Source organism: Enterococcus sp. DIV0840 (genome assembly GCF_050527835.1).
In the GTDB taxonomy this organism is placed as follows: Bacteria; Bacillota; Bacilli; order Lactobacillales; family Enterococcaceae; genus Enterococcus_L; species Enterococcus_L ureasiticus.
Genome location: NZ_CP172876.1, coordinates 3341509 through 3366491 on the forward strand (window position 1 = coordinate 3341509; position 24983 = coordinate 3366491).

The window sequence follows — 24983 nt, forward strand, 5'->3', positions numbered from 1 at the left end:
TAATTAAGATTCAATCACTTACTTTTAAGTTGATTTTGTAAATCAGATATCTCTTCGGTTGTTTCTTTTTATACATCATTGACAATCTTTTTAACGTCATTTCTTTTAATTGCCCAACCAGTGATGATACCTAATATATAAAGACTCAGAATCAAAATAAGCAAGGGTATTTCTACAGAAATAAATATAAGTGATAGTTCAACGTTTTGAAAATTCTGAAACGCAAACAACATAATAAGTATAACAACAATTAGGGCTATCACACGTTTAGGTGTGACTATTTTTTTGATATTGTCCATTTAAACACCTCCTTCTATTCACATAATACCAAAGAGATTTTAGTAGTTCAAATTGTATGCTTTTTTATTACAGAAATAAAAAATAACATCTATAATTTTATTTCATCTTGGTGTCTATTGCTCATGACTTGCTATTTCAAAAATTTCGAACATCCTTGGTCATAAAAGTAACCTATAAAAATAACTATTAACTTTAAATATAGTCCACCAGCATCTTTTTTAAAAAAAGTTTGGTCTATTTTGAGTATACTAAAAACAGGTATATACGGATCAGTGTTATTCACAATTCTCTCTAGCCACCTTAGATGTCTGTTATTCGTTTTAACTATTAAGTCTAATTCTTAATGAGATATAATATTAAAATTACATGTGACAACTGCAAAAAAGGGTATGACTGCTCTAGTTTATGAAATTCTTATATTGATTATCTAACTACTTTTTGCGGCTTTAGCGACAACACTAGTTGATTATTGCTTATCTAATTGAGATGAGAATTAAAAGTAGTTGCCTAATAACCCACGCGCTGGTCGCTCTGTATCCTGTAATCTACGAAAAGTCCTCCTATTCGCTGTAAGAGAGCTTTTGTGCTGCTCTGTCGAACTTCTGGTTCCATACTTTCTGATAAATGTTGTTCGATTTCAACTAAAGTGAGGCTCTCCATTGTCGATCGGCTCACCTTATCTTAAGTTCTTTGTTTCAATAAATTAAAATCAGTCAAGCAAAGCAGTTAATTGAAGTCTTTGAAAACTTTCAGCTTCTTTTTTCTAGAGTGTTATATTTTCCACAATTTTCTTTGTCTATTCGTAAAACAGTGAAGTATACTGTTTGCGATAGGTATGCGCCTCATTTTTCTCTCGTCAAAAAGTTATTTCCGATGGCTCAGATTATTCTTGACCGCTTTCATAACGTGCAACACATCAGTCGGTACTTTTAAGAAAAACCAAAATGAAATTAAAAATTCGCTAGAATTGCCTTACTCTAATAGACCAGAGAAAATTTCTTCTAGGAATCCAAAGAATTAATTTAATTCTTTGGATTTTTCACCATCATCAGTTTACAAAGAGCCAATTTAACATCAATTGATTAAATGCAAAAAGCATGGTTTCTATATAGAAACCTATTATAATACGCCCCCCTTGTTTTAAGTTGTCTATCTCTATGCCTTTCTAGGCAAATAATTCTTACTTTTTCTTAAAAAGTCCAAAATCTGTTTACTAATAAGAGGACTCTATCAACTATTTCTGTTCCAACCTATTTTTGCATATTCTTTTTATCTTACTTTTAATTTCTTGAAAAAACAGATACTTGATACCAGAATAAAAATCAAGCTTACACCTATTAATTTGGATTGATTGGCATTCTGTTCACCTGTCCTTGGCAATATCCCATTATTTTTTTCTGAAGGCTTTGCTTTATTTAGATTTGTATCTTTTGTTACAGAATTCTTCTCTTTATTTTCTTTGTGTGGTGAGGTTGTTTTAGCAGTATATACATAGATCACCTCTTGTGAAACTTCCATAAATTTTCCAATAGCATTTAAAGGGGATTGCTTTATTTCCCACCCTTCTATCGACTTTGCCTTCGTGATATAGTCCAATCCAACTTTCCCATGCAATACTTCCTCATTTATTAAATCATTATTCTCTTCGTCAAGATATCTAACTGTAACTGCTTCCCCATTTTTACGATCATATTTATACGTAACAATCACACTTTCATCACTAAATACCCCATGCTGATTTTCAGGTAATTCTGTTTCTAAAAGCCATCCTGGAACTTCTTTTGCTTGTGTTGCATATTCTTGACCAACAAAACCTTTTATAAATTCCTTCGGCACGATGTTTTCACCTTCAAGATCCACGAATCTTATTTCAATATCTCCTGCATATTTATTTACTAATAAAGAATAGTTATTTCCTTCAACTATTTCTTTGGGATTTCTAGCTTCAGTAGAAAATACTGCTAATCCATTAATATCTCCTACTTCCATAGCTAAAGTCTCTTGTGCGTATTCATTAGGTTGCAGTCCCCATAACTCCATACTATTGATAAACCCATCTCTATTATAGACGTCTCCAAAATCACCATCTATCGATTTTTCTGCAATGAAATTTCCAGTTATTCGATTCCATAAACTATAACTATCTTTAATTTTTTGAATGTAAAAAGAAACTTCTTGGCGATAGTTAGCTGAAACGCTAGTTGCAACTTCCTCGTCACTTCCCACAATCCCACATGAAGCAGCATTTAAAATTGGATTTAACCCATTGATATTACTAAGATTTTTTTTATCATAACCAAAGAACAAAATATTGAAATCTGCTACTTCACCAGTCTTATTTGCGTTGATGCTTATTTTATCAATATCAGATTTTTTTCCGGGTGCTTCGACTTTTAAATGTAAATTTCTATCTTGTAACTCTCCACCTATATAGGTACCTTCTGTTGGTGTAATTTGATAAACTTCTCTCCCATTTTGAGCATTAGCTAATCGAGAAGCAATCAATTGCCCTCCCATTATACTTTTGTTTACAATTAGATATTTATCCAGTTCTATTTGCAAACTATCTAACCCTCCACTAAGTTTCGTCCCATCTGGTATAATGATATATACTCTAGGTAAATATTGAGCTGACTGGCCATAGTCATAGATTGGTACATCTAATCCCATGTCGCTACTATAGGGGAAAGCGTTCTCTACAAACCGTCCATATGCCTGATTATGAACTCTATATATAGGAGAAATTACTTCGACATTCATTTCTTCATGATTTGGATTATTATTACTTTCTTCTGAAAATTGTTCATCGTCTTGCAAACAATCTTTAATTGCTTCTCCATCATTTTCAGGTATAAGTTCCAATAACTCTTCTTCCTTATTTTTTACAATCTTTTCTCCTAGCGTTTCCTGAGCACAGACTTCTACATTAATAGTACAGTAATGTATTCCTACTAGTAACATTGAAACTAAAAAAATATTCTTTCTTCGCATCTACTTTACTCCTTTAATGTTTAATTTCAAAGCACTTCTCCGCTTTATAGCGAATACTATAATTTTAAGGCATTATCAAACTAAATACATTGAAAAATTTAATACATTTAACACTATATAATTTTATAATAAAGTATTAGAGTATGTATCAGTCAAGCTTTTATAATTATATTTCTTTTTTTTAAGAGGATGCTCTACTTATTAAGATAAATATTTTTTTTATGATAAGTATAATCAAAATAACGGGTATGGGACAAAATGATGTGCCCCCAAAAAGTTGTACGTGAAAAATACAATTTTTGGAGGTTATTTTTTATGAGTTATTACGAGATGGAATTCAAATTTAAAGCTATTAAAAGAGTATTTACAAGGGCCACTGGGTAGACGTACCCTGGCTAAAAAATACGGACTCCCGTCAAATGCCTTAATTTAAAATTGGAAACACTCTTATAATTTTTTTGGAAAGAAGGGCTCAAAAGGCACCGTTCACTGACAAAATATACTAGTGAATTTAAGCGAGATGTATTACACTTTATAGAAACGACAGGTGCTTCTTTCGGTGAAGCAGTAAGACAATTCGAGCTGCCTAAAGGGTCGATGATTTCTTGTTAGCAAAAGAAATACATCGCTGGTGGTCAAACTGCTCTGTCTAATCAAAAAGGGAGACAAAAAAAGAATGAATAAACCAAAAAAAACAACATGAAACAAGTAAACTATCTCGTGAAAAAGAATTAGAGCGTGAGAATGAACGTTTGCGAATCGGGGTTGAGTATTTAAAAATGATGTGCGACCTAAAAGTTGTACGTAGATGAATCTATCATTTGACTGGTATGGATTCGGTATTGAACCTGATTCATACCAGTCAATTTTGCTTTTATTCAATGATGATTGTAATAATCAATGTAATCTGTATCGGCTTGTTTTAATTCCTCAAAGCTAGAAAATGACGACCATAATACATTTCTTGTTTCATTAGTCCAAAGAAATTTTCAATTTATGCATTGTCCAAACACTTTCCTTTTCGTGACATACTCTGGTATAACTTTGCTCGCTTCAATTGTCTGACGTATTGTTGATTTTGGTAATGCCACTCTTGATTAGAATGGATAGTGGAAGGAGAGGTTACTATGTCAAACAGAAGAAAAAAAGAAAATACCTGCAATGAACTAGTCGTTGTCATGTCAATAAATGTGATGAGATTTATAAAGGTTCAAGCTTTTTGTGAGCTCTGTCGCAATCTGAATAACTATTCGGTGCTATTTTTCACTAATGAGGAAAATTTACTTGCCTCTTGTTTAAAAGAAAATCCACGAGACTCAGTTTTTATTTTTAATTTAGAAATAAAGTATGCGGTCTTTTTGAAAGAAATATTTACTTGTATAAAAGTCAACAAATTGCAATTAGAAGATTACTATGTAAAGTATGAAGAAACGAAATAAAGACTTAAACCAACACTGATACAATTTCCGACATTAAACAAAAAATAACTAACCATTTGATAATTTATAGATACCCTAAAAACATTCGTTTTACGGATGAGCGTTATTACAAAAAGGTGTAGATGAAAAAACTTTTGATAGAAAAATTAGTTGAATAAAACTACAATAATTTGTCAAAGTAATAATTCTGCTTGATAATTACAACGTGAATATTCTGTATTAGTGACCAGAACTTCTTTAAAGTTAAATTTTTCATATATATGAATCGCTGGCTGTAAAGATGTATGGGAAAAAAGTACTATTTTTTTTGCACCGTGTTCTTTAGCGTAACTAATACAAGCTTCAAATACTTTGCTACCTGCACCATTACCAAGATAATTTTCATTTGTGGAAAGCTTTCCGATTTCCCAAGTGCCTTCTTTTAAAGGGCGAATCATGCATGTTGATAAAACTAGGTTGTTTTTCACAGCGAAAAGAACCATGGCTCCTTCTTCAATAAGAGATTCAATATTTTTTATAGTTTATAAATCTTCAGCTTCAATTGAAAAAAATTTTTCTATCCAATTAAAGTTCATCTCCGTAAAATCTTTGTTATATTTTTTTTCGTATTCAACAATTTCCACGCAATTAGTCATCCTTTCAAAATTTTTTCATAAAATACAGATGTGCGTTTTCATCCGGAATATTTTCAAGTTTTTCAAATTCTTTAAAGCCATACTTTTGATAAAATTCAGGGGGGGTGAAAAGTAAAAGCCTCAAGATCGATCAAAACGCAATCATTTTCTAAAACAAACTTCTCAGTAAAATAAAGAAAAGCTTCTCCTGTTTTTTCCCGCGCAAATGTTCATCTACCCAAAGGAAATTAATGTACATAATACCCATGTAGCACTCAATAAATATGCCTGCATTTTATTCAGAATTTTCTTCATATACGTAGCATACTTTATCACTATATTTATCAAATGTAGATAGTGCAACCCTTGATTTATTATACTGAACGATCTTATTTTCTAAAAAAACACGAAACAATTTGGCGAAAATTTTAAAAATTAATTTCCTAACGCTTTAGATAATTTCATATTTAAGAATTATGAATAATATCATAACCTACCAAACTTTATTCTTCAAGAGGTTTTGCTTATCTAACCAAATAGATTCTATCTAAAAAACTATTGCTTGATAGTAACTCTAATCCTGTATACTTCAGATATTCTAATTAAGGAGAGATATTTATGGCAAGAAAATTTATGGATATTATTCAAGTAACGGAATCAGTATATATATTTTCAAACCCAGAAGGCGATGTAAATGCAGATGTTCCAGGAACAGTTGTGCCGATTAACTTTTGGGCAGTTGTAAATAACAATAAAGAAGTTTTTATTGTAGATACTGGGTTTAATGAGTTAGCAGAGGATGTTGTGAAGTATATAGAAGCTCTAGGTTCGCCCAAAGCTGTTTTTGCAACACATGGACATCTAGATCACGTACTAGGAGTGAAAGTGTATAAAGAAATTTGGGATATTCCGGCATTCATTGATAGTGAGGAAATTAAAGCATTGAAAGCAGGGGTACCCCCTTATCCATCGGTTGACGAAAAGATGGCAGATTATTATGAGCCATTAAATAAAGCGATGTTAGAAAAAGCGGGATTAAAAGCAATCCGCGTACCTGGACACAGTAAAGGAAACACAGTATATTACCACGAAAAAGATTGTGTATTGTTGGCAGGGGATATGATTTCTAATACGGAGACTATTTTATTACCACCAGCATTAAGATATACAGAGGATATGGACATGGCGATTGATAGTGCTAAGATTATGGATGAATTAATGCCTAAATATGTATCAACTGGTCACGGACGTATTCCGTTTATTGAGTACAAAGAGGGAATGTATAGAGATTTATTCTGGGGATTCTCTTCAAGAAAATAAATAGTCAGAACAAAACAACTCTCTATCTTATTTTGTTCTTTAAGAATTTTTAAGTTAATAAATGCCAGAGTCCGACACAAATGGATTGAGTTAGATTCTCTTAAACGTACTTTCCCCAAAAGCAGTTGTTTTATATATATAAATATAATTTTGAAGTTAGAAAATATTTTTTTATACTTTCTGTTATTGAGCTCTATTTTTGTTTATTGTGTTCATTAATTAACTAGTTACTCCTGAGCATACCTTTTGACAGAAATAGCAACTCATTGTTATTTTAGTAGATAGATGTAAATTAAGACAATAACTGATAGGAGGTTCACTTTGAGTAAATTAAAAAAAACAATTGTTGCTATTTTTCTTTTGTTATTTATGTATCTGTGTTTTTCAGCGATAGTATCTAATCAAGCTTATGTATCTATACCATTTTATTTTTTAAATCTGAATGAGTACCCATTAGTTGGGGAATGGCTCCCTGCAATCACATTCTATCTTGCAGGAAGTGTCTTCATTGTTTTATTTATTCTAATGCTGTTTACGATATTTTATCCAAAGAAATTGAGCCAATTTAAATTCAGAGAAACAGATGGCGTTTTACGAATTAGCAAAAAAGCGGTCGAAGGATTTGTTGCTGAGTCATTGATAGCAGAGAAATTAATGAAAAATCCAAATGTGAAAGCAACAATGAGTCAAAGAAAGATAAAGATAAAAGTCAAAGGTGATTATCAAATAGTTTCAGATTTATTTGGCAAAACTGACCAATGGAGCAAAACTTTAGAAACTCAACTACACGAGTTGATTGGACCAGATGTAAAAATTTCAATCAAAATTAAATTCGAAAAGCCTCGACCAGAAAATAATAACCGTGTGACATAGGAGGAAACGTATGAATGAAATATGGGAAACATATCGAGGGCCTATTATTGGTGCACTAGCAGGTTTGTTTATTGCACTGTTGATGTTGACCTTAGGTTTTTTTAAAACTGTTCTAATTATCGTGTTTGTTATTATCGGCGGTTTTATTGGATGGTATGCTACTGCGCATGGATGGATAGATATCTTTCTTTCTAATAAAAGAAAGTAAAACTATAAATAATTAACTAAAAGAAGGGATTTGAAGATATGGACAACAAGAATGTATCTAAAAAAGAAGAAGCAAATGTAAATGGAATTAAGGGGGAACTTACTTATGATGATAAAGTGATCCAAAAAATTATCGGAATTGCGTTAGAATCAGTCGATGGATTACTAACAGTGGAAGGCGGTTTTTTCTCAAACGTTGCTAATAAGCTTGTTAATAGAGAAGATGTGACTACTGGAATCGATGTTGAAGTAGGGAAAGAACAAGTTGCAGTTGATTTAGATGTTGTGACTGAATATGGTAGGGATATCGCAGCGTTGTATGAAAAAATTAAAGAAGTTATTTCTAAAGAAGTTGAAAAAATGACTTCTCTTAAAGTAGTGGAAGTTAATGTAACTGTAACCGACGTAAAATCAAAAGAACAATATGAAGAAGATTCAATGACAGTTCAAGACCGTTTAAGTGATGCAACAGAATCAGTAAGCAACTTTACAAGTGAACAAACAGAAAAAGCAAAAAAAATGGCAAGTAATGGTGTATCCAAAGCAAAAGATGCAACAGAGTCCAGAGTTCAATAAACTATCAATTTAAGAGACCGAGACAAAAAGTATTTAGTTCATTCGGATTTAGAGTGTGGGATAAAATTGATTATCAGTTTTGTCCCACACTTCTTATAATACAATATAGAGGAGAAGTATCATGTTCTATCTAGAAACATTTATAAAATTATTATTAGGTTTATTGATGGCTACAGCTATTATAAAAGTAACTGGCAAAACTACATTAGCACCCCAATCACCTATCGATCAAATTCAAAACTATATTTTGGGAGGGATAATAGGAGGTACTATCTATTCTCAAGATATTACAATTGGAATGTTTGTCGTAGTAATGCTTATATGGGCACTAATATCTATTTCATTTTATTATGTAAGAAAAGAATTTCCGAAAATTTCAGAATTACTCGATGGCAGAACCATTCGTGTTTTGGAAAAGGGTTCAATCGTTAAAGACTCTTTAACAGAAGCCAGCTTAACAATCGATCAATTATATTCAATGTTGAGAACCCAAGGAGTAGGATCTATAACACAAGTTGAAATAGGAACAATTGAGAAAAATGGGAGCTTATCAGTTATTTTGAAAGAATCTACAGAAAAAAACTACTTGATCATTTCTGATGGTAAAGTAAATGAAGAAGAGACTAATAGATTGAAACTGACAGAGAATGAGCTAACTAAAATATTGGCAGACAATGGTACTCTTAATATAGAAGACATAATGATATTAGAATTAGATGGAAAACTTATGGTAAATTTCATTCAATTGGAATTGGATGAGTAATACTAAAGTATAAAAAATTGGTAGATGCATTGGGTTGTGTTGATCTAATGAAATTGAGCATTAATAATCAGGACAGTAGGCTATCAAATATTACGATTATAAATTGAACAATAATAGAGTTCACACAAAAATTGTGTCAGTTTTTCTTAATTGTGTTGTTCGAGTCGTCCACCAAAAGTTAGTCTAGGTTATGTAGTGCACCTCATAATCTGGACTAATATCCGAATTAAGGGGTGTTTTACTAAGCTCTTTGTCAACTAATGTTGGTGAAGAAAATCCAAAGAATTAAATCAATGATGAAGCCTAGAGGGAAATTCCTCTAGGTTTTTCTATGTGGTTGAAAAAGAACAGATCCAAAACATAAAGTGATTCTCAATTTAAAATTATAGAAGTTACGGAAGTCGTAGGCATTTCTCTTTAATACTTTGATATGGTTATTCAAGCATTTTAACAGTCCGTTGGAATACGGCAAATCCAACGCATTTTTAATGCCCGTTTTAACTTTTTTAAAGGTAGTAATTGTTGTTTGATAATAAGCTGGAAGCCTAGAATAATCTTGTTCTAATAACGCGTGAAACTGTGTGTAATCTCTTGTTTGTATGGTATAGAGAAAATCCTGATAACAGATATAGCCAGCTTTCAATTCTTCGTCATAGGCAAGTAACCGATTCACGAGTTCTGTTTCTGTTAAATAGGCACGGAAAGAAGGGCGCCATTGGCATTTTTCAAAATTGAGCTTCGATTGATTTTTTTGAAGTAGTTTCCAGTATTTATTCAAGTGACGGTATTTTTTTGCCTCTACAGATCCTTGATGGAGAAAGGTATTCATTCGTTGAATGCGTTGTTTTAAGAACGTTCGCCCAATGTGTTGCACAATATGAAAGCGATCAAGAACAATCTGAGCCTTGGGAAATAGTTTCATCATTAAAGAAAAATAAGGCGCATACATATCGCAAACAATGTATTTTACCCCTTCACGAACAGATAAAGAAAATCGTGAGAAATAGCGTTCTAAAAAGGGCAACTGGCGGTTTTCAACGACATCGAGTAATTGCTTTGTTTGTCCATCCATCATAATGAAATTCATAGAGGCTGCGACTTGTTTCACTGATTTAAATTCATCAAAACACAGAACTTCTGGCAAGGTGAGCCGATTGATTTTTTTTTGGTTCGTAAAACTGTCTCAATACGCGATAAATAGAGGAAACAGAGACCTTCTTTTGACGGGCAATTCCACTCATAGAGGTGGTGTTTCTTAAACGCTCGGCAATCGAAAGCTTGACTTTCTTCGAGATCGAGCAACACTTTTCGATAAGACTTGTTTCAGCGACAAAAGTTCTATCACAAGAATGGCGGAAGAAAGGTTGTTTCTATAAGCGTAAATAAGTTTGGTATTCAGAAACATCATTCAGTAAAATCAGACAGGTTGTAAAGCCCCAACGAATAATCGATCCGTCTTCTTTGGCATCACAATGAGGACAAGAGTGAGCTGAATAATCCAATGTACCAGAAAATACTTGGCAGATCCGTCCTTTGATGCGTTCCTTTTTTAAAGAATATTCATTAAAAGTAATGTTTAAGTCTAGAATATCTAAGGTATTTTTGATAAGATTTGTATAGGACATCTTGATTTCCCCTTTTGATTGGTTTTCGTCGACTTAATTCCAAAGGATATCAGGGTGTCTTTTCTAGTATTTTGCATTAAAAAAGATGTCGGTGATTTTTCACCAACATCAGAAAGTATAGAGCCTTTTTTTCTTGCATGTTTCTCTCTCACCTCCTTAAGCATAGTTATTCTTTAGAAATAACCTTTTAGAAAAAGTATTTTTACTTTTGTATAATTGAAGAATGCGATTTAAAGTAAATTTGAATTAAATCGTTGAATCCTGTCAAATCAATTAGTTTTAAGCGTTAGAAGATACCCTTTTGATCGTATCGTTTTTATAAGAATCGCATTCAATTCAACTTTTCCTATTTTTTCTCTAATATGAAAAATAACGGTAGCTATTCTATAATTTTCTTTTTCATATGGTGCTTTCCAAATTGCCTCATGCAATTGTTCATAGGTCACTACTTGTTCTTGTTTGTCGAATAGAATCTTTATAACTTTAAATTCGATATTGGTAAATTCGATTTCATGATCATTGAACATCAATATAAGCTTTTGATCATCTAAGTATAATTGGTCTTGTGTGTTTCTTTTTTTTTGGAGATATGTCTCTAAATCAATCCTGCTTTCTTTTATTATTTCTTGTTTTCTCTTTAATGAATGAAGGATTTTCAGTTTTACTTCTTCAATAGTTTGTTCACTACAAAAATTGTCGTCCGCTCCCATTTTTAAAAAAACAACTTTTGCAATACTATCTAACTGCCGCGAAACAATCCAAATAAAAGTATTAGATTGTTTTCTAATTTTTAAAACATAATCACTAACTTGAAATAATGATTCACAATTTTTATCTACTATTAGAAAACCATCTAAGTCTACAGGGAATTCTTCAAATACTGATGAATCATAACGTGTCAACTTACATTCTCTAGACAAAACGTTTATGTACTGATCTGAGTTAGTTCCAGATAAATCTATATATCCTATATTGTACATTCGGAATTCCCTCCACATTTTTAAATAAAATAGTTACTTCACTTTCTAATTTCGTGGAATCAAGTATGGACCCCACTTCTCTTTTCGTTGGTGTCATCCATACTTGCATGTATGCTAATAAAGTAGAACTGTTTTGCTATACTATTAATAAATTAGACACTATTTAAGAAAAGACTTTTGATTATGGTAGACAAACGAAAACAAAGCGAAAGCTTGACGAAGAATTTAAAAAATCAATCGTAAAACTTTATGAAAGTGGAAAATCAAAAAACGCATTAGCCAACGAATATGGTATCGCCCTGTCTTCTGTCGCTCGATGGGTGACACAATATTCTGAAGGTAAAATCGATGACGATACGATCCTTACGGCTCGTCAGATTAAACAACTTTAGAAAAGAAATCTCCAATTGGAAGAAGAAAATTTAATCTTAAAAAAAGCGATTGCCATATTCACGTCACACTCAACGTACGACTAAATGCGATTCGTATTTTACGACCTGAACATTCTGTTGTTACACTTTACAGGGTTCTTAAGGTCAATCGTTCGACTTACTACAAACGCTTTTCCGGGAAAATAGCTCCTCGGACTGTAGAAAATCAACAATTGAGAAAAACTATTTTAGAAATCTATACAACCTCTAAAAAACGAGTAGGACCTGCAAAAGTACGACGTATGCTTCTACGTGACTATGGCATTTCTATTAGTATCGGCCGAGTTTATCGTCTAATGAGCACCATGAATTTACCTAGAATGTCTACAGTAAAACCTATTTTTAAACCGACCACAGGTCAGATTTCTTTGAAGCGCCCAAATCATTTAAAGCAAGCGTTTAACACTGCTGCACCCAACCAAGTATGGACGAGTGTTTTTCTTGTATTCCTGTTGGGAAAAAATAATTTGTTTATCTTAGTGTGATTTTAGATTTATTTCCTAAAAAAGTCATTGCTTGGACTGGCAGTAAAAAATTGATACTTCTTTGGCTATCTCAACAATAGAAAGGTCCATCCAAGTCAGAAAGCCTAAGGCTTCTGTTCTTTTTCACACTGATCAAGGGTCTCAATATACTTCATTTGAATTCAGAAAGTTTTTAGAAAATCATTCTATTGTTCAATCCTTATCGAAATCTGGTTATCCTTGTGACAACGCTGTAACAGAAGCTTTCTTCAAGTATATTAAGAAAGAAAAAATCACCATAAGAAATTTTTTTCTTTTCAAAAAGTCCAACTTGCTTGCTTTGAGTATATCGAGGGATTCTACAACTCGCAGCGCTCTAACGGAACCTTAGATATGCTTTCACCAAATGAAATGGAGGATAACTACTTTTATTTTCACTAAGTATCTGCTCTTTTTGTGTCTACTTTATTGACATTTATCCAAAGAACGGTGAGTTTACAAAAAAGTCATGCTTATCACTCCTTAATATCTGCCTTATCTTGATTATAGTCTATTTAATTAGAGTGAATTTCAACCTTAGCTAACCTATTCCAACTTCATAATATTGATTAGCCTAGTATCTTTACCCCGTTTTCCCCTCAAAAACTTTATAAACTCAACCTATCTTCCTAACTTTTCCAAAAGAATATTTTGTTATATCATTTTGTTTACTTTCGCCTTTATACTCAATTTCTGCGAAAGATATTGATTTTATAGTTATCACTTTATTAGCTGTAAATGAAATATAAGAAGAGCTTGAGCCCTCTGCATTTACTGTATTAAAATCGATAACATCCATTTTTATTTTTCCATTTGAACTGGCTTTCAATATTGCAGAATCTGCTTGCCCTGGATTCAATACGTGAAGTACACCTAAAGAATTACAAGTGGCCTTAATTGTATTGAGAGCATCCAGATTATTCATAATGATTGAGCCATAAGATGCTGCATAAAGTAGCACATCATTATTCACCTTTATGCTATTGAAGGTAATTGTGGAGCTCGATGAACATATAGCATAGAAGTTTTCTGCTTCTACATCTGTTTCAAATGACACTCTTGAAGAACTATTTGCATTAACCTTTGATAACAATCCAAAATAGTAAGGCACTTTAATTTGCACTGGTTGTGTTGGTGCAATACTTCCTTTTATTTTTAGTTTCAATATACCACTTTCTACTTTTACTATGATATGATCTTGGATATTATCATCAGTCTTAACCTGAATATCATTTGAGTAATCGCTAGACACTGATACTTGAAGTGAACCAGATACTTCAATTTCGCTGAATGGATATACTTCGTACGTTCTATCTGTGATGTTTTTATCACCTTGAATTATAGTAGAATTCAAGTCATTCGTGTTCCATCCATCACTACTGTAAAAGAATGCCGAAGCTGAGCTAGCTCCTAAAGTAAACATTGTAAATAACATTCCAACGATTAGTGACACGACCGACGTAAATTTGATTTTTGTTTCTCTCATATACAGCACTCCTTATTAGGGTATGTCATTAATATAAATATACGTTGCTTCTTCTTGATTAGTAAGTTCTATTTCTCCATCAATAACACAATGTTAAGTACTTTCCGTTCGTAAGACAAACAGCACAAGTTTTATGTGCCGGACCACTTTTTTATCAAACTATCTGCATTAGTACCTTTGTATCGCTTCAATCATTCAGATGGAATAATGATTTCTAATGACTCTGCGTAGATCTTCCTTTTTTCTAGCATATCTCTATAATATTTTTCTTGATTCTCTAATTGCTTTAATTTGAGTTTTAATTACATAAAATCTTCTGTTCTAACTGTTTTAATATCTTATTAATACACAGCGTTTAGTATAATAGCACAAAAAAATATGTCTAACTTCCCCCCAATAGTCTGTCATTAATGTCTCTAGATACTGCAGCTTTCTTGAGAAAATTATATTTTTGATTGCTATTAAATTACTCAACGATATTGCTGAGTAATTTAATAGCAATCAAAAATATAACTGTTAAGTTGACTTGTGCATTTTCTATTCTAAAATAACTTTTGAAGTATTCCCAAATTAAAGATTTTTATGTTCGTCGGGAATTATTTTAACAGAGAACATGAACACGAAGAAAATTATGACCACAAATCCCAAACCTACAAAAAAGTTGGAACCGACTTCATTATTCTTTGGTAAATTTATATGCTCGTTGTTCTTATCTATAGAATAGGATTCAATTACTTTAATCTGAATATTTGTATCTATTTCTTCAGCTGCCATTACGATATCTCCATCTCAAAAAAACTTTTGTAATAAATACACCTATAATTAAACTTAAAGCTGAAATCAGAACAACTTGTTTGGGTTGTACTTGAAATTTTTTAATTGAAACAGGTCGGAGCCTTTCTATTTGTTTTTCACTTATAGAAAAAGACTCCGTCCACTTCCAAGTGTGATCATCCGATGTTGCAACCATATCTAGCTCGTATAACCCTGGTTGCAAATTTTCATTTCTCGGTATCTCTATTCTGTAATTAAAAGTTGATTTAGGAGCAATACGTACAGCACCCAAATCTTTTGATACTATTACTTTGCTCTCTTTGCGTAATACACTATTGATGTGTACATTTTCTATAATTGTTGGAGTTGCATTGCCAATTTTAGTTTCTACATAGGTTCTGTTAGATCTTTCTTTTACATTTACTGATAAGAAATCTAAAATGGGTTCTGTATAATTATCATTTTCTGACAAAACTACTCCTATTGTGTAGCTAATCTTGTTTTTTATCGAATTTTTTTTCTTATCTGTCCCACCAAGATCTATTAGAATAGCTCCTAAAAGTATTCCATCAAATTCTTTGTAAGGTAATGATATTTCGAATTTTACCAATTTTTCCTCACCAGGTTTTAGAATTACAACAGAATCAGTTACTTTCATTACATTATTGAAATCTCGTATGCCCTGTTCCTCTGTAAAAAGTTGATAATCAATTAAACCATTAGAATTAGTACCTGCTCCATTTACTTTAACTTTGACTTCAGTATTTTCAGAAGACTTGTTCTTTATTTTAAGCTCTATTACTTGATTTAAATTGGGCTTCACACGTAGATTGTAATATCCCAAATCAGGTCCTATTTGATTCTCTGGAAGCACTGGGGTTAATATTATTTTTTCCTCAAATTTATTCTTCTCATACGCTAGTGCCCTTGAAAAAAACAAAGAGGAAAAAAACAGGACACAAAATAGAAATACGACAGCTATTTTTTTTTTCAATTGTTAGTAAGTCATCTCCTATTCCACGAAAAAATTGAAAACATCCGGGCTTAAACTTTTATCCGATTAAACAGCAATTACTATATTCCAATTTAGTGTTCCTTCATAATTTCCACTAGCTACATTTGGAGGCAATACAAGCCTTGGATTAATTGAGAATGTACGATCACCCTCTATTTCCGATCGACCTAAAAGAAACGTCTGGTAATCTTCGTTCACATCGATTTCATTTGTCAAAATTCCATCGTGGCTTGATGTCTCCTGTCCCATCTTTAATACACTTCCAGGAACTAGCTCATGACTCATTTTAACTACAACTTTAAATCCTACTGCAGAATGGGCATCGCCAATTACAATTTGAGGATTTCCGATAGACGTGACTGTTTGCTCTTCAATAGTTGGCTTAATATTACCAAAATCAATTGCATCAATGGACTTCAGTGATGGTGTTTTCTTTTCCTCAACTGGATCAATTTTTATATTTAATTGTGAATCGGCTACCTCATCAGCTAAAACCTGATTCCCTAAAGATGCAGTGCATAGCATAGATAAAGCAATAACTCCTAATAATTTGATTTTCATAACTGTTCCTCCTAAATTTTTTTAATTATACTAACTTTAAACTGAATACCTCTAACTTTTGATTGTCAAACCTTCACATAACTTACTTAGTAAACAAGAAATGTTACTCAGTTCTGCCTAAAACAATTATGCTCATACATCTGACTAAATTTTTCCTCATGATTGTCAAGTCCATTTATTTCACCTCCTGTTGGGTTAACTCCAGTGTAAATATTTTAAAGACAAAAAAAAATCTTTTTGCGTTCTGTAAACGAAAATTATGATTACATTAAACAAAGAAATACATATGTGTTCCAATAGTTTCAATAAATATAACAACTAAAGCTCAACTATTTCCATTGTAAATACTCGACTGCACTTTGTTTTAAAATAAAATTATTAACACGTGTGTTATCATAGTTGATAAATGGTTAATATTTCCCGTTTCATGTTTGAACAAACTGTAAAAAATAAAGAAAGTGGTGATCCTAATGAAAAAAATTCTTTGCTCACGAACAAAGCGAAAATTGGAGTTAGTAGAACTATTACTTGACAACGATTGGGTCTCTTTTGCTAAAGCAACCGAATTTCTAAATATTTCAGTAAAAACACTAAAATCAGATATTATAGAACTAGAAACAATAATTTCACCTGTAACAGTTGAATCTTCAAAAATATATGGAATACGTATTGCACCAGATATTTCAATATGCAAAAGCACTATTTATAAATATTTCATAGAAAACAGTGTCGAATTCCAACTAATCGAAACAATTTTTAATAATACTTTTTCCACCCTCCCTGATTTAGCTAACTATATTTATATCAGCACCTCAACTGTAAAAAGAATCGCTTATAGAGTTAATAAATACCTTCAAACAGAAGGCTTTATTATCGACTTAAAAAAAATACAACTCGTCGGTGACCCTTACAGTATCTGTAATTTTATGCAACTTTATTTCCAAGAGAGATATGGAATATCTGAAAGCTTGTTGAGTTCCAATCAGTTAGCTATTTTAGATTTAGTTAATCAACAGATTATCAGTCAATTCATGCCAAAAGAAGAATTCCAAGATATAGATTTTTTTTTATTAAATCGTCTACGGATTTACACTTATACCATTATAAATTTGTTAAAATATAACAGTGAAAATCAACTTAATGGTCTCCCAAAAAGAGAGTTTGACATTATCAATGATTCCCATGCTCGCGATGAATTTTATAGCCAATTTACGCTATCTTTGTCTTCAAAAAATTTAAATATTTTTTTCTATTTAATTTTTAGTGAACAGTCGGTTAATTCGATTGAAACGATACGCAAATTGACAAGATTAGATCGCAATGCTCTTTTAAAATATCAAAAAATCGAAATTCTTATACAAAAAATCGAAAAACAAATGGATTGTCATTGTAGCGATAACGATTTTGATAATATTTTTATTCGCCTTTATAACTTAGATTATCAGATCCATGGAAGAACATTTATTTTGTATAATAAAGAAAAGGAATTTTTTAAAAATATCGAAAAATTATACGGGACGCTTCAAATAGACCTAATCCATTCTTTACAGGCAATTTTCTATGCAAATCCTTATAAAGAATACATAGTCTACGAAGCTCTTTCTATTTTGTTTATGCATTGGCCACAAATACTTGACTGTTTAGAATATTCAACGCCTAAATTGAAAGCCTGTCTTTTATTTAACTCTAGCTTTGACTACATGAATATGCTTTCTGAACGAATCGACTACTATTTGCGTGGTCGCTTCTCCTGTACACCTATAAAGGTTAGAACATTAGAAGAACTTGAAAGAGAAGCTTCTGCTTATGATTGTATTATTACAAATATTCCTCAAATTTCTATTGATACTGTTCCAATAATTGTTATTCCACTAATTCCGGATGCTAAGAGTTTTGATAAATTATTGATCTTTTATGAAGATTTCTTTAATAACCGTTAGTAATTTCTACGAATTTATTAAAACCAGGTTTCCCATCAAACATTACACTGTACTCCATTAGCGTAGATTAATCAAAGCAGCTTTAGACTGGAGTGTCTATAGAAAAGTAAGACATTTTAAATTAAGAAAATTAGTGATTTATTTCAAAATATACAGGTGTCTGATAGTGTAAATTTGAACTAATGCGTTTGTGCTTATAATAATTACCTAAATAATCCGTTGATTCTAATCGGAATTGATCCATAGTTTGATAATGTTTTAGTTGAAGATCCTGTCATTTTATAGATTTGTAACAAGATTCCATTACTGCATTGTTATAAGGATTTCGTTTGCATGATTGACTGTGAATAAAGTAAGGCTCTATACTTTCTGATGTTGGTGAAAATCACCGGCATCAGAAAGTATAGAGCCCTTTAATCTTACAGGTTTGCGTACTTTTTGTGTACCCTAAATTTAAAAAATGCGGGACAATTAATCAGATTTTTTTGACTGTAGTCCCATACTACTCTAATATTAGTATGTTTTAGATGCCGTAATCTATCCCTTCAAAGAAAGTACCGTCTCCCGCTTAATCAACTTATGAGGAATCACCATCCGAACCCCTGTTGCTTCTTTTTCCTGCAGTGACTCAATCAGTTTTTGCATGCCCATTCTACCAAGTTCTGCAATATCAATATCGATACTTGTCAGATAAGGATGGACTAACGTCGCATAAATCGAATTATTAAAACTAATCACCGAAAAATCATCTGGCACCCGATAGCCATACATTTGCGCTAACTGAATCATTCGCATCGCAAAGATATCATCGATCACGACAGCCGCTGTTGCTTTTGTTGCTTTTAAAAGCTCTTCAAATGCTACATAATCTTCTGGTTTTTCCATATCAACAGAAGGAAGCACCGTTAAATTCGCTAACATCATCGCTTTTTGATAGCCAAAATAACGCTCATAATAAACATTTTCATGCGTTGTATTTGTGATAAATAAAATAGTTTTGTGCCCATTTTCAATCAAATAATCTGTTGCATGTTTTCCTAGCAACTGATTGTCATTATCCACATAAATAACTTTATCCTCATTTGTATAAGGTTGACCGATCAATGAGAAGGGAACTTGATTTTCGAATAAGTAATCGATGACTGGATCCTCTTTATCAGAATACAGCAGGATAAATCCGTCAACTTGTTTTTGTCGATGCATTAGTTGTACGTTTTCCAGCAAAGTCTCAAAGGTTTGTGCCGTAGCAATCGCCGTTGTCATACTATGTTTACGCGCTTCGTCATTGATCGACTCAATGATTTCTAAATAAAACGGATTCCCCATCCGCTCGCGAGAATCTAGCGGTGGCAATATTACACCAACAGCTCCTGAAGAACGTTTCCCAAGATTTCGGGCAGCAATGTTGGGGACATACCCCATTTCTTCCATTACTTTATAGACTTTTTTCTTCGTAGCGTCCGAAATGCTGGAATGATCGTTGATCACTCTGGAAACGGTAGAAGTCGCAACTCCAGCCTTCTTAGCAACATCTTTCACTGTAATCGTCATCGTTTCCACTCCTTTCACGGTTTATTATAAATCTGTCAAAAATTATTCTATCGTAGAAAATAATACCATAGATTGATGCCTTGTTGCTATCGTCATTTTGATTCGAGGAAAATAACCTTTAAATCAAACATTATTTCTTGCTGTTTGCCATGCAGAAGTTAAAAAATCGACTGTTAATTCTTCCGTGGAAGAAACTAAAACGATATCTGTTCCCAGATCTTCTGGACGTCCGACACCAATTGGTAGTGCACCACTTGCTAAAATCGCTTGAATCCCCGCCTTAGCATCTTCGATTCCAATACAGTCTACAGCTGTCAAGCCAACTTTTTCGGCTGCTAATTGGAAAATTTCTGGGTCTGGTTTCCCCTTTGCCACGTCCGCTGGATCAACAATACCATCAAAATAGGGCAGTAAAGACATCTTTTCAAGTAAAAACGGACCATTTTTACTAGCAGAAGCCAACGAAATTTTGATTCCATGTTTTTTTAAATGCTTTAACAAATCTAAAATACCTGGGTACACATCAGCTGGGCTGACTTCTTGAATCATCTCTACGTAATACTCATTTTTCCGTTGCGCCAGTTCAGCAAACTGTTTTGAGTCGAAATCTTGTGTACGACCTCCGTGAGCCAGTAATAATTTCAACGAATCTTCGCGGCTAACCCCTTTTAATTCTTCATTGAATGCACGATCGATCGTGATTTCGATTTCTTTTCCTAAACGCTGCCATGCTTGATAATGATACTCCGCCGTATCGGTTAACACACCATCTAAATCAAATAAAACACCTTTAAACATGTTCATTCACCTTTTCCATCGCACACACTAATTCATCTACCAAAACCATTTTGTTTCCGTATAAAGTAAGAGGTAACTCCGATCCTGACACAAGCTGTATGCGAACATTCTCTTTATCCACTGTTACATACAACAAACGACCTCGGTAATTTACATGAAAGGCATAACTTGTCCACGTACTAGGTAAAAACGGCGCAAAGCTTAATTTTTCATCAGCCGTCTTCATTTGAGCAAACCCTTGAACGATCGCAAGCCAGCTACCAGTCATAGACGTGATATGCAGACCATCTTCTGTATCATTATTGTAGTTATCTAAATCTAAACGAGCTGTCCGTTGATACATTTCTACCGCTTTTTCTTCCATCCCGAGTTCAGCCGCTAAAATCGCATGAACACTTGGCGATAAAGAGGATTCATGAACGGTCATTGGCTCATAAAACAAGAAATTCCGCTCTTTCTCTGCTCGTGAAAAACGTTCGCCAAAGAAATAAATCCCTTGCAACACATCCGCTTGTTTAATGAAGCAAGAGCGTAAAATACGATCCCAAGACCAATGCTGATTTAAAGGTAAATCCGCTGGTGTCAAAGCGGTTCTTGGCATCAAGTCTTTATCTAAAAAGGTATCATGCTGAACAAAAACACCTAACTCTTCATCAAATGGATAATACATATTTTCAACGATTTCTTGCCAATGCGCTTGTTCTTCTTTCGTAATCTCGACGGGTGTTTCCTCTTGATATTTACGATAATTATCTAAGGTATATTGTAGCACCCATGTAGCAATCGTATTCGTGTACCAGTTATTGTTGCTATTATTTTCATACTCATTTGGTCCTGTGACACCATGGATCATATATTTTTGAGCTCGCTTAGAAAAATGAACTCGATCTGCCCAAAAACGTGCGATTTCAGTTAAGACTTGTAAGCCTTCATTTTTCAAATAGTCATTGTCACCTGTGTAATTCACGTAATTGTAGATGGCGTAGGCTATCGCACCATTCCGATGAATTTCTTCAAATGTGATTTCCCACTCATTATGGCACTCAATACCGGTAAACGTAACCATCGGATATAAAGCACCGGCTAGACCTTGCTGACGGGCATTATATTTTGCTTGTTCCAATTGGTTGTAACGATATTTCAATAGATTTTTGGTCACTTCTGGTTTGGCCAAAGCTAGATAAAGAGGGACAGCGTACGCTTCTGTATCCCAATAAGTGGCACCTCCATATTTTTCACCCGTAAAGCCTTTAGGTCCGATATTCAAGCGTTCATCTTCACCATAATACGTGGTAAATAATTGGAATAAATTAAATCGAATCCCTTGTTGCGCCGCATCGTCTCCTTCGATCACAACATCTGCAAGTGCCCAACGCGCAGCCCAGGCTTCGTTTTGTTCCTTTAGTAATTCATCAAACGTCTTAGTATTCTCTTTCAATAATTGAACAGATTTTTCTTGTTGTTCTGTCTCTGGAAGATCACGGCTAGTCAAAATAATTACTTGCTTTCCTAGTGACATAATCTCGTTCGGTTGTAGCGTTGCTTGAAATGCTTGTTGTACTTTTAACGGTTCTGTTTCAGCGATACCTGCTTTAGCATCTGTCACATGTTTCATTGCCGCTGTTACAGTAAACTGTTCGATCCCGAATGGGTTGGGAATTGTACGCGTCGTTAAAAAGCCGATTGCTTCTTCAAAGCCTGATTGCTGTGCTTCCCAGAACATTTCATCATAATTACTATCTTCATTACGCACATCACCATCTATTTTTGAGACGATTTCAATAGCGGCTATTCCTTTAAGAACTTCTACCGTTACACGAATCACCGCTAATTCTTGTTGCACAATACTCAAGAAACGTTCAAAACTGAATTTAACACTTGTCTCTCCTTGTTCAAATGTGAATGTACGTGTCAACAAACCATTACGCATATCTAGTTCTAAATAAAAGTCTTTCGGATCTTGAATACCTAAATCAAGTGCTTCCCCATTCACAAAAATATCCATCGCGATGAAATCAATCGCATTGATGACTTTCCCGAAATACTCAGGGTACCCGTTTTTCCACCAGCCAACTCTTGTCTTATCAGGATACCAAACACCTGCTAAATAGGTACCTTGATGATGATCTCCTGTATATTGTTCTTCAAAATTCCCTCTCATACCCATATAACCGTTTCCCATTGAAGTCAACGATTCTTGTAAACGACGTTTATTCCGCTCTAACTGATGTGTAGCAATCTTCCACGGGTCTATTTCAAATAAGTGATTCATTCTCTCTCCTCCTGTAAATGGTTTGCTTCTTAACATCATAATAAACGCAACCGATTGCATTGTCAAACATTTATTTATTTGGAACTGCTTATTATTTGAAAAAACTTCATCTATAATGATACTATCGTTTTATAGACAATGATAGAGAAATGATTTTATTTAAGGGTTTACAAAAATAAAAAACTATTTTATACTACAATCAACGAAAACGATTGCGCTATTATTGCAAAGGAGAGAAAAAAGATGAAAAAGTTATTCAGTTTTGAGTTTTGGCAAAAGTTCGGTAAAGCATTGATGGTCGTGATTGCCGTGATGCCTGCAGCAGGATTAATGATCAGTATCGGTAAAACAATTCCTTTGATCAATCCAGATTGGACAGCACTCGCTACAACAGGCGGTGTAATTGAAAACATCGGTTGGGGTGTCATTAGCAACTTGCATATTTTATTTGCACTTGCGATTGGCGGAAGTTGGGCGAAAGAACGAGCAGGCGGAGCTTTCGCTGCAGGACTTTCTTTCATTTTGATCAATCGGATCACAGGTTCGATCTTCGGTGTGACGAGTGAAATGTTAGCTGATGACAAAGCATTTACTCACACATTATTCGGCACAAAAATCATGGTCAAAGGATTTTTCACTAGTGTTTTAGAAGCTCCAGCTTTAAATATGGGGGTTTTTGTTGGTATCATTGCTGGTTTTGTCGGTGCGATGGCTTTCAATAAATATTATAATTATCGGAAATTGCCCGATGCACTTTCTTTTTTCAATGGCAAACGTTTCGTCCCATTCGTTGTCATTCTTTGGTCGACGATCGTTTCGATTCTTTTAGCCATTATTTGGCCTTATGTTCAAGCTGGTATTAATAATTTCGGCCTTTGGATCGCTCAATCTCAAGATACTGCGCCGATTTTAGCCCCCTTTTTATACGGAGCATTAGAACGCTTACTATTGCCGTTTGGTTTGCACCATATGTTGACGATTCCTATCAACTATACGCAACTAGGAGGAACCTATGAGATTTTATCTGGTGCACAGGCAGGAACTCAGGTTTTCGGGCAAGATCCATTGTGGTTAGCTTGGGCTACTGATTTGGTTAATTTAAAAGGCGCCGGTGATACCTCTCAATACAATTATGTTCTTGCAAACTGGACACCAGCTCGTTTTAAAGTCGGACAGATGATTGGTGCATCTGGTATTTTGATGGGAATGACACTTGCAATGTACCGCAATGTTGATCCCGATAAACGTGCAAGCTACAAATCAATGTATCTTTCAGCAGCGTTAGCGGTATTTCTCACAGGGGTTACTGAACCGTTGGAGTTCATGTTTATGTTTGCAGCTGTCCCATTGTATGTTGTGTACGCCATCATCCAAGGCGCTGCATTTGCTATGGCGGATATCGTCAATTTAAGAGTTCATTCTTTTGGTAACATTGAACTTTTGACTCGGACACCATTAGCAATAAAAGCTGGCTTAGGTGGCGATTTACTGAATTTCGTTCTTTTCGTCATCGTATTCGGTGTTCTCACTTATTTTATCGCCAACTTTATGATCAAAAAATTCAATTTTGCTACACCTGGTAGGAACGGAAATTACGATAATAACGAAACACAAACCGATTCAACGCAAGCAAATGCTCAGAACGCTGACGGTATTGACCCTCAAATCATCGCAATCGTTCATTTGTTAGGCGGAAAAGAAAACATCGTTGATGTAGACGCCTGCATGACTCGCTTACGCGTTAGCGTTTCAGATAAAAACAAGGTCGGAACAGTAGAGGCTTGGAAAAAAGCTGGCGCGATGGGCTTGATTGTTAAAGACAACGGGGTTCAGGCTGTTTACGGTCCAAAAGCGGATGTGCTAAAATCAGATATTCAAGATTTATTGGACTCTGGCGTTGCTATTCCAGACTCATCACGGGCAACCACAGCTGATACAACGATTGATACGCCAGATTATCTAGG

The 24983-nt window shown here is 33.7% G+C and carries 21 protein-coding genes and 7 pseudogenes; 13 read left to right on the forward strand and 15 right to left on the reverse strand.

Annotation, left to right across the window (positions count from 1 at the left end):
- Positions 1–68: 68 nt before the first annotated feature.
- Positions 69–299: a DUF1049 domain-containing protein gene (locus IGL98_RS15990; protein ID WP_206847157.1), complete on the reverse strand. Its 231-nt coding sequence runs from the start codon at positions 297–299 to the stop codon at positions 69–71.
- An 811-nt stretch (positions 300–1110) separates the two neighbouring features.
- Here IGL98_RS15990 and IGL98_RS15995 point away from each other — a divergent pair.
- On the forward strand, positions 1111–1233 hold the full coding sequence (locus IGL98_RS15995) for a transposase (protein ID WP_206913498.1): 123 nt from the start codon (positions 1111–1113) through the stop codon (positions 1231–1233).
- A gap of 336 nt (positions 1234–1569) precedes the next feature.
- On the opposite strand, the gene IGL98_RS16000 is transcribed toward IGL98_RS15995, so the two are convergent.
- From IGL98_RS16000 to IGL98_RS16010, 3 genes and pseudogenes are all read right to left on the reverse strand, one after another.
- Positions 1570–3291, reverse strand: coding sequence for a MucBP domain-containing protein (locus tag IGL98_RS16000; protein ID WP_206847159.1), 1722 nt, complete (start codon positions 3289–3291; stop codon positions 1570–1572).
- An 878-nt stretch (positions 3292–4169) separates the two neighbouring features.
- Positions 4170–4219, reverse strand: a pseudogene (locus tag IGL98_RS16005) (hypothetical protein); the annotation flags it as partial.
- Positions 4214–4285 (reverse strand): IS3 family transposase, encoded by a 72-nt coding sequence (locus tag IGL98_RS16010; protein ID WP_430605069.1) that lies wholly within the window; start codon positions 4283–4285, stop codon positions 4214–4216. The pseudogene IGL98_RS16005 and the gene IGL98_RS16010, both read right to left, overlap by 6 nt.
- A gap of 133 nt (positions 4286–4418) precedes the next feature.
- Between IGL98_RS16010 and IGL98_RS16015 the strand changes: the two genes are divergently transcribed.
- Positions 4419–4730 (forward strand): hypothetical protein, encoded by a 312-nt coding sequence (locus IGL98_RS16015; protein WP_206913491.1) that lies wholly within the window; start codon positions 4419–4421, stop codon positions 4728–4730.
- A 173-nt stretch (positions 4731–4903) separates the two neighbouring features.
- Here the strand turns inward: IGL98_RS16015 and IGL98_RS16020 are convergent, their stop codons facing one another.
- Entirely contained in the window at positions 4904–5248 is a 345-nt protein-coding gene (locus IGL98_RS16020) for a GNAT family N-acetyltransferase (RefSeq protein ID WP_340689556.1), read from the reverse strand.
- 714 nt (positions 5249–5962) lie between these two features.
- On the opposite strand from IGL98_RS16020, the gene IGL98_RS16025 reads away from it, so the two are divergent.
- The 5 genes from IGL98_RS16025 (at position 5963) to IGL98_RS16045 (ending at position 9083) form a co-directional block, all read left to right on the forward strand.
- Positions 5963–6664, forward strand: coding sequence for an MBL fold metallo-hydrolase (locus tag IGL98_RS16025; protein ID WP_206847161.1), 702 nt, complete (start codon positions 5963–5965; stop codon positions 6662–6664).
- A gap of 321 nt (positions 6665–6985) precedes the next feature.
- Positions 6986–7537 (forward strand): alkaline shock response membrane anchor protein AmaP, encoded by a 552-nt coding sequence (gene amaP / locus IGL98_RS16030; protein ID WP_206913489.1) that lies wholly within the window; start codon positions 6986–6988, stop codon positions 7535–7537.
- 10 nt (positions 7538–7547) lie between these two features.
- Positions 7548–7745, forward strand: a complete 198-nt coding sequence (locus tag IGL98_RS16035) for a DUF2273 domain-containing protein (protein ID WP_206847164.1) — start codon at positions 7548–7550, stop codon at positions 7743–7745.
- Between the two features lie 38 nt (positions 7746–7783).
- Positions 7784–8320 (forward strand): Asp23/Gls24 family envelope stress response protein, encoded by a 537-nt coding sequence (locus IGL98_RS16040; protein WP_206847166.1) that lies wholly within the window; start codon positions 7784–7786, stop codon positions 8318–8320.
- 121 nt (positions 8321–8441) lie between these two features.
- Complete coding sequence (locus IGL98_RS16045) at positions 8442–9083, forward strand: DUF421 domain-containing protein (RefSeq protein WP_242590321.1); 642 nt, start codon at positions 8442–8444, stop codon at positions 9081–9083.
- 319 nt (positions 9084–9402) lie between these two features.
- On the opposite strand, the pseudogene IGL98_RS16050 reads toward IGL98_RS16045, so the two are convergent.
- Both IGL98_RS16050 and IGL98_RS16055 read right to left on the reverse strand, forming a co-directional pair.
- A pseudogene (locus tag IGL98_RS16050) lies at positions 9403–10708 on the reverse strand (ISL3 family transposase).
- A 269-nt stretch (positions 10709–10977) separates the two neighbouring features.
- Complete coding sequence (locus IGL98_RS16055) at positions 10978–11688, reverse strand: winged helix-turn-helix domain-containing protein (RefSeq protein WP_206847167.1); 711 nt, start codon at positions 11686–11688, stop codon at positions 10978–10980.
- 209 nt (positions 11689–11897) lie between these two features.
- Between IGL98_RS16055 and IGL98_RS16060 the strand changes: the two are divergent.
- The 4 genes and pseudogenes from IGL98_RS16060 to IGL98_RS16075 all read left to right on the forward strand — a co-directional run.
- Positions 11898–12080: pseudogene (locus IGL98_RS16060) on the forward strand (transposase); the annotation flags it as partial.
- A gap of 212 nt (positions 12081–12292) precedes the next feature.
- Positions 12293–12604 (forward strand): IS3 family transposase, encoded by a 312-nt coding sequence (locus IGL98_RS16065; protein WP_422851631.1) that lies wholly within the window; start codon positions 12293–12295, stop codon positions 12602–12604.
- Between the two features lie 61 nt (positions 12605–12665).
- A pseudogene (locus IGL98_RS16070) lies at positions 12666–12812 on the forward strand (DDE-type integrase/transposase/recombinase); the annotation flags it as partial.
- A 77-nt stretch (positions 12813–12889) separates the two neighbouring features.
- Positions 12890–13024, forward strand: a pseudogene (locus IGL98_RS16075) (IS3 family transposase); the annotation flags it as partial.
- 214 nt (positions 13025–13238) lie between these two features.
- On the opposite strand, the gene IGL98_RS16080 reads toward IGL98_RS16075, so the two are convergent.
- The 4 genes from IGL98_RS16080 to IGL98_RS16095 all read right to left on the reverse strand — a co-directional run bounded on the left by IGL98_RS16080 (position 13239) and on the right by IGL98_RS16095 (position 16458).
- Entirely contained in the window at positions 13239–14108 is an 870-nt protein-coding gene (locus IGL98_RS16080; protein ID WP_206847168.1) for a GIN domain-containing protein, read from the reverse strand.
- Positions 14109–14678: 570 nt separating this feature from the next.
- Entirely contained in the window at positions 14679–14882 is a 204-nt protein-coding gene (locus tag IGL98_RS16085) for a hypothetical protein (RefSeq protein WP_206847114.1), read from the reverse strand.
- On the reverse strand, positions 14872–15876 hold the full coding sequence (locus IGL98_RS16090; RefSeq protein WP_206847116.1) for a DUF916 and DUF3324 domain-containing protein: 1005 nt from the start codon (positions 15874–15876) through the stop codon (positions 14872–14874). Before IGL98_RS16090 ends, IGL98_RS16085 begins: the two co-directional genes overlap by 11 nt.
- A 66-nt stretch (positions 15877–15942) precedes the next feature.
- Positions 15943–16458, reverse strand: a complete 516-nt coding sequence (locus tag IGL98_RS16095) for a hypothetical protein (RefSeq protein WP_206847118.1) — start codon at positions 16456–16458, stop codon at positions 15943–15945.
- 470 nt (positions 16459–16928) lie between these two features.
- On the opposite strand from IGL98_RS16095, the gene IGL98_RS16100 reads away from it, so the two are divergent.
- Complete coding sequence (locus IGL98_RS16100) at positions 16929–18398, forward strand: helix-turn-helix domain-containing protein (protein ID WP_206847119.1); 1470 nt, start codon at positions 16929–16931, stop codon at positions 18396–18398.
- Positions 18399–18528: 130 nt separating this feature from the next.
- Here IGL98_RS16100 and IGL98_RS16105 read toward each other — a convergent pair.
- From IGL98_RS16105 to IGL98_RS16120, 4 genes and pseudogenes are all read right to left on the reverse strand, one after another.
- Positions 18529–18645, reverse strand: a pseudogene (locus IGL98_RS16105) (IS3 family transposase); the annotation flags it as partial.
- 290 nt (positions 18646–18935) lie between these two features.
- The gene (locus tag IGL98_RS16110) at positions 18936–19949 is read right to left on the reverse strand and encodes a LacI family DNA-binding transcriptional regulator (RefSeq protein ID WP_206847121.1); all 1014 of its coding nucleotides are present in this window, start codon (positions 19947–19949) and stop codon (positions 18936–18938) included.
- 123 nt (positions 19950–20072) lie between these two features.
- Positions 20073–20747, reverse strand: a complete 675-nt coding sequence (pgmB, locus tag IGL98_RS16115; RefSeq protein WP_206847148.1) for a beta-phosphoglucomutase — start codon at positions 20745–20747, stop codon at positions 20073–20075.
- Positions 20740–23079 carry a glycoside hydrolase family 65 protein gene (locus IGL98_RS16120; protein ID WP_277989058.1) on the reverse strand — a complete coding sequence of 780 codons (2340 nt, stop codon included), beginning with the start codon at positions 23077–23079 and terminating at the stop codon, positions 20740–20742. Before IGL98_RS16120 ends, pgmB begins: the two co-directional genes overlap by 8 nt.
- Before the next feature lie 183 nt (positions 23080–23262).
- Between IGL98_RS16120 and IGL98_RS16125 the strand changes: the two are divergent.
- Positions 23263–24928 (forward strand): annotated as a pseudogene (locus IGL98_RS16125) (PTS transporter subunit IIBC); the annotation flags it as partial.
- Between the last annotated feature and the right edge of the window lie 55 nt (positions 24929–24983).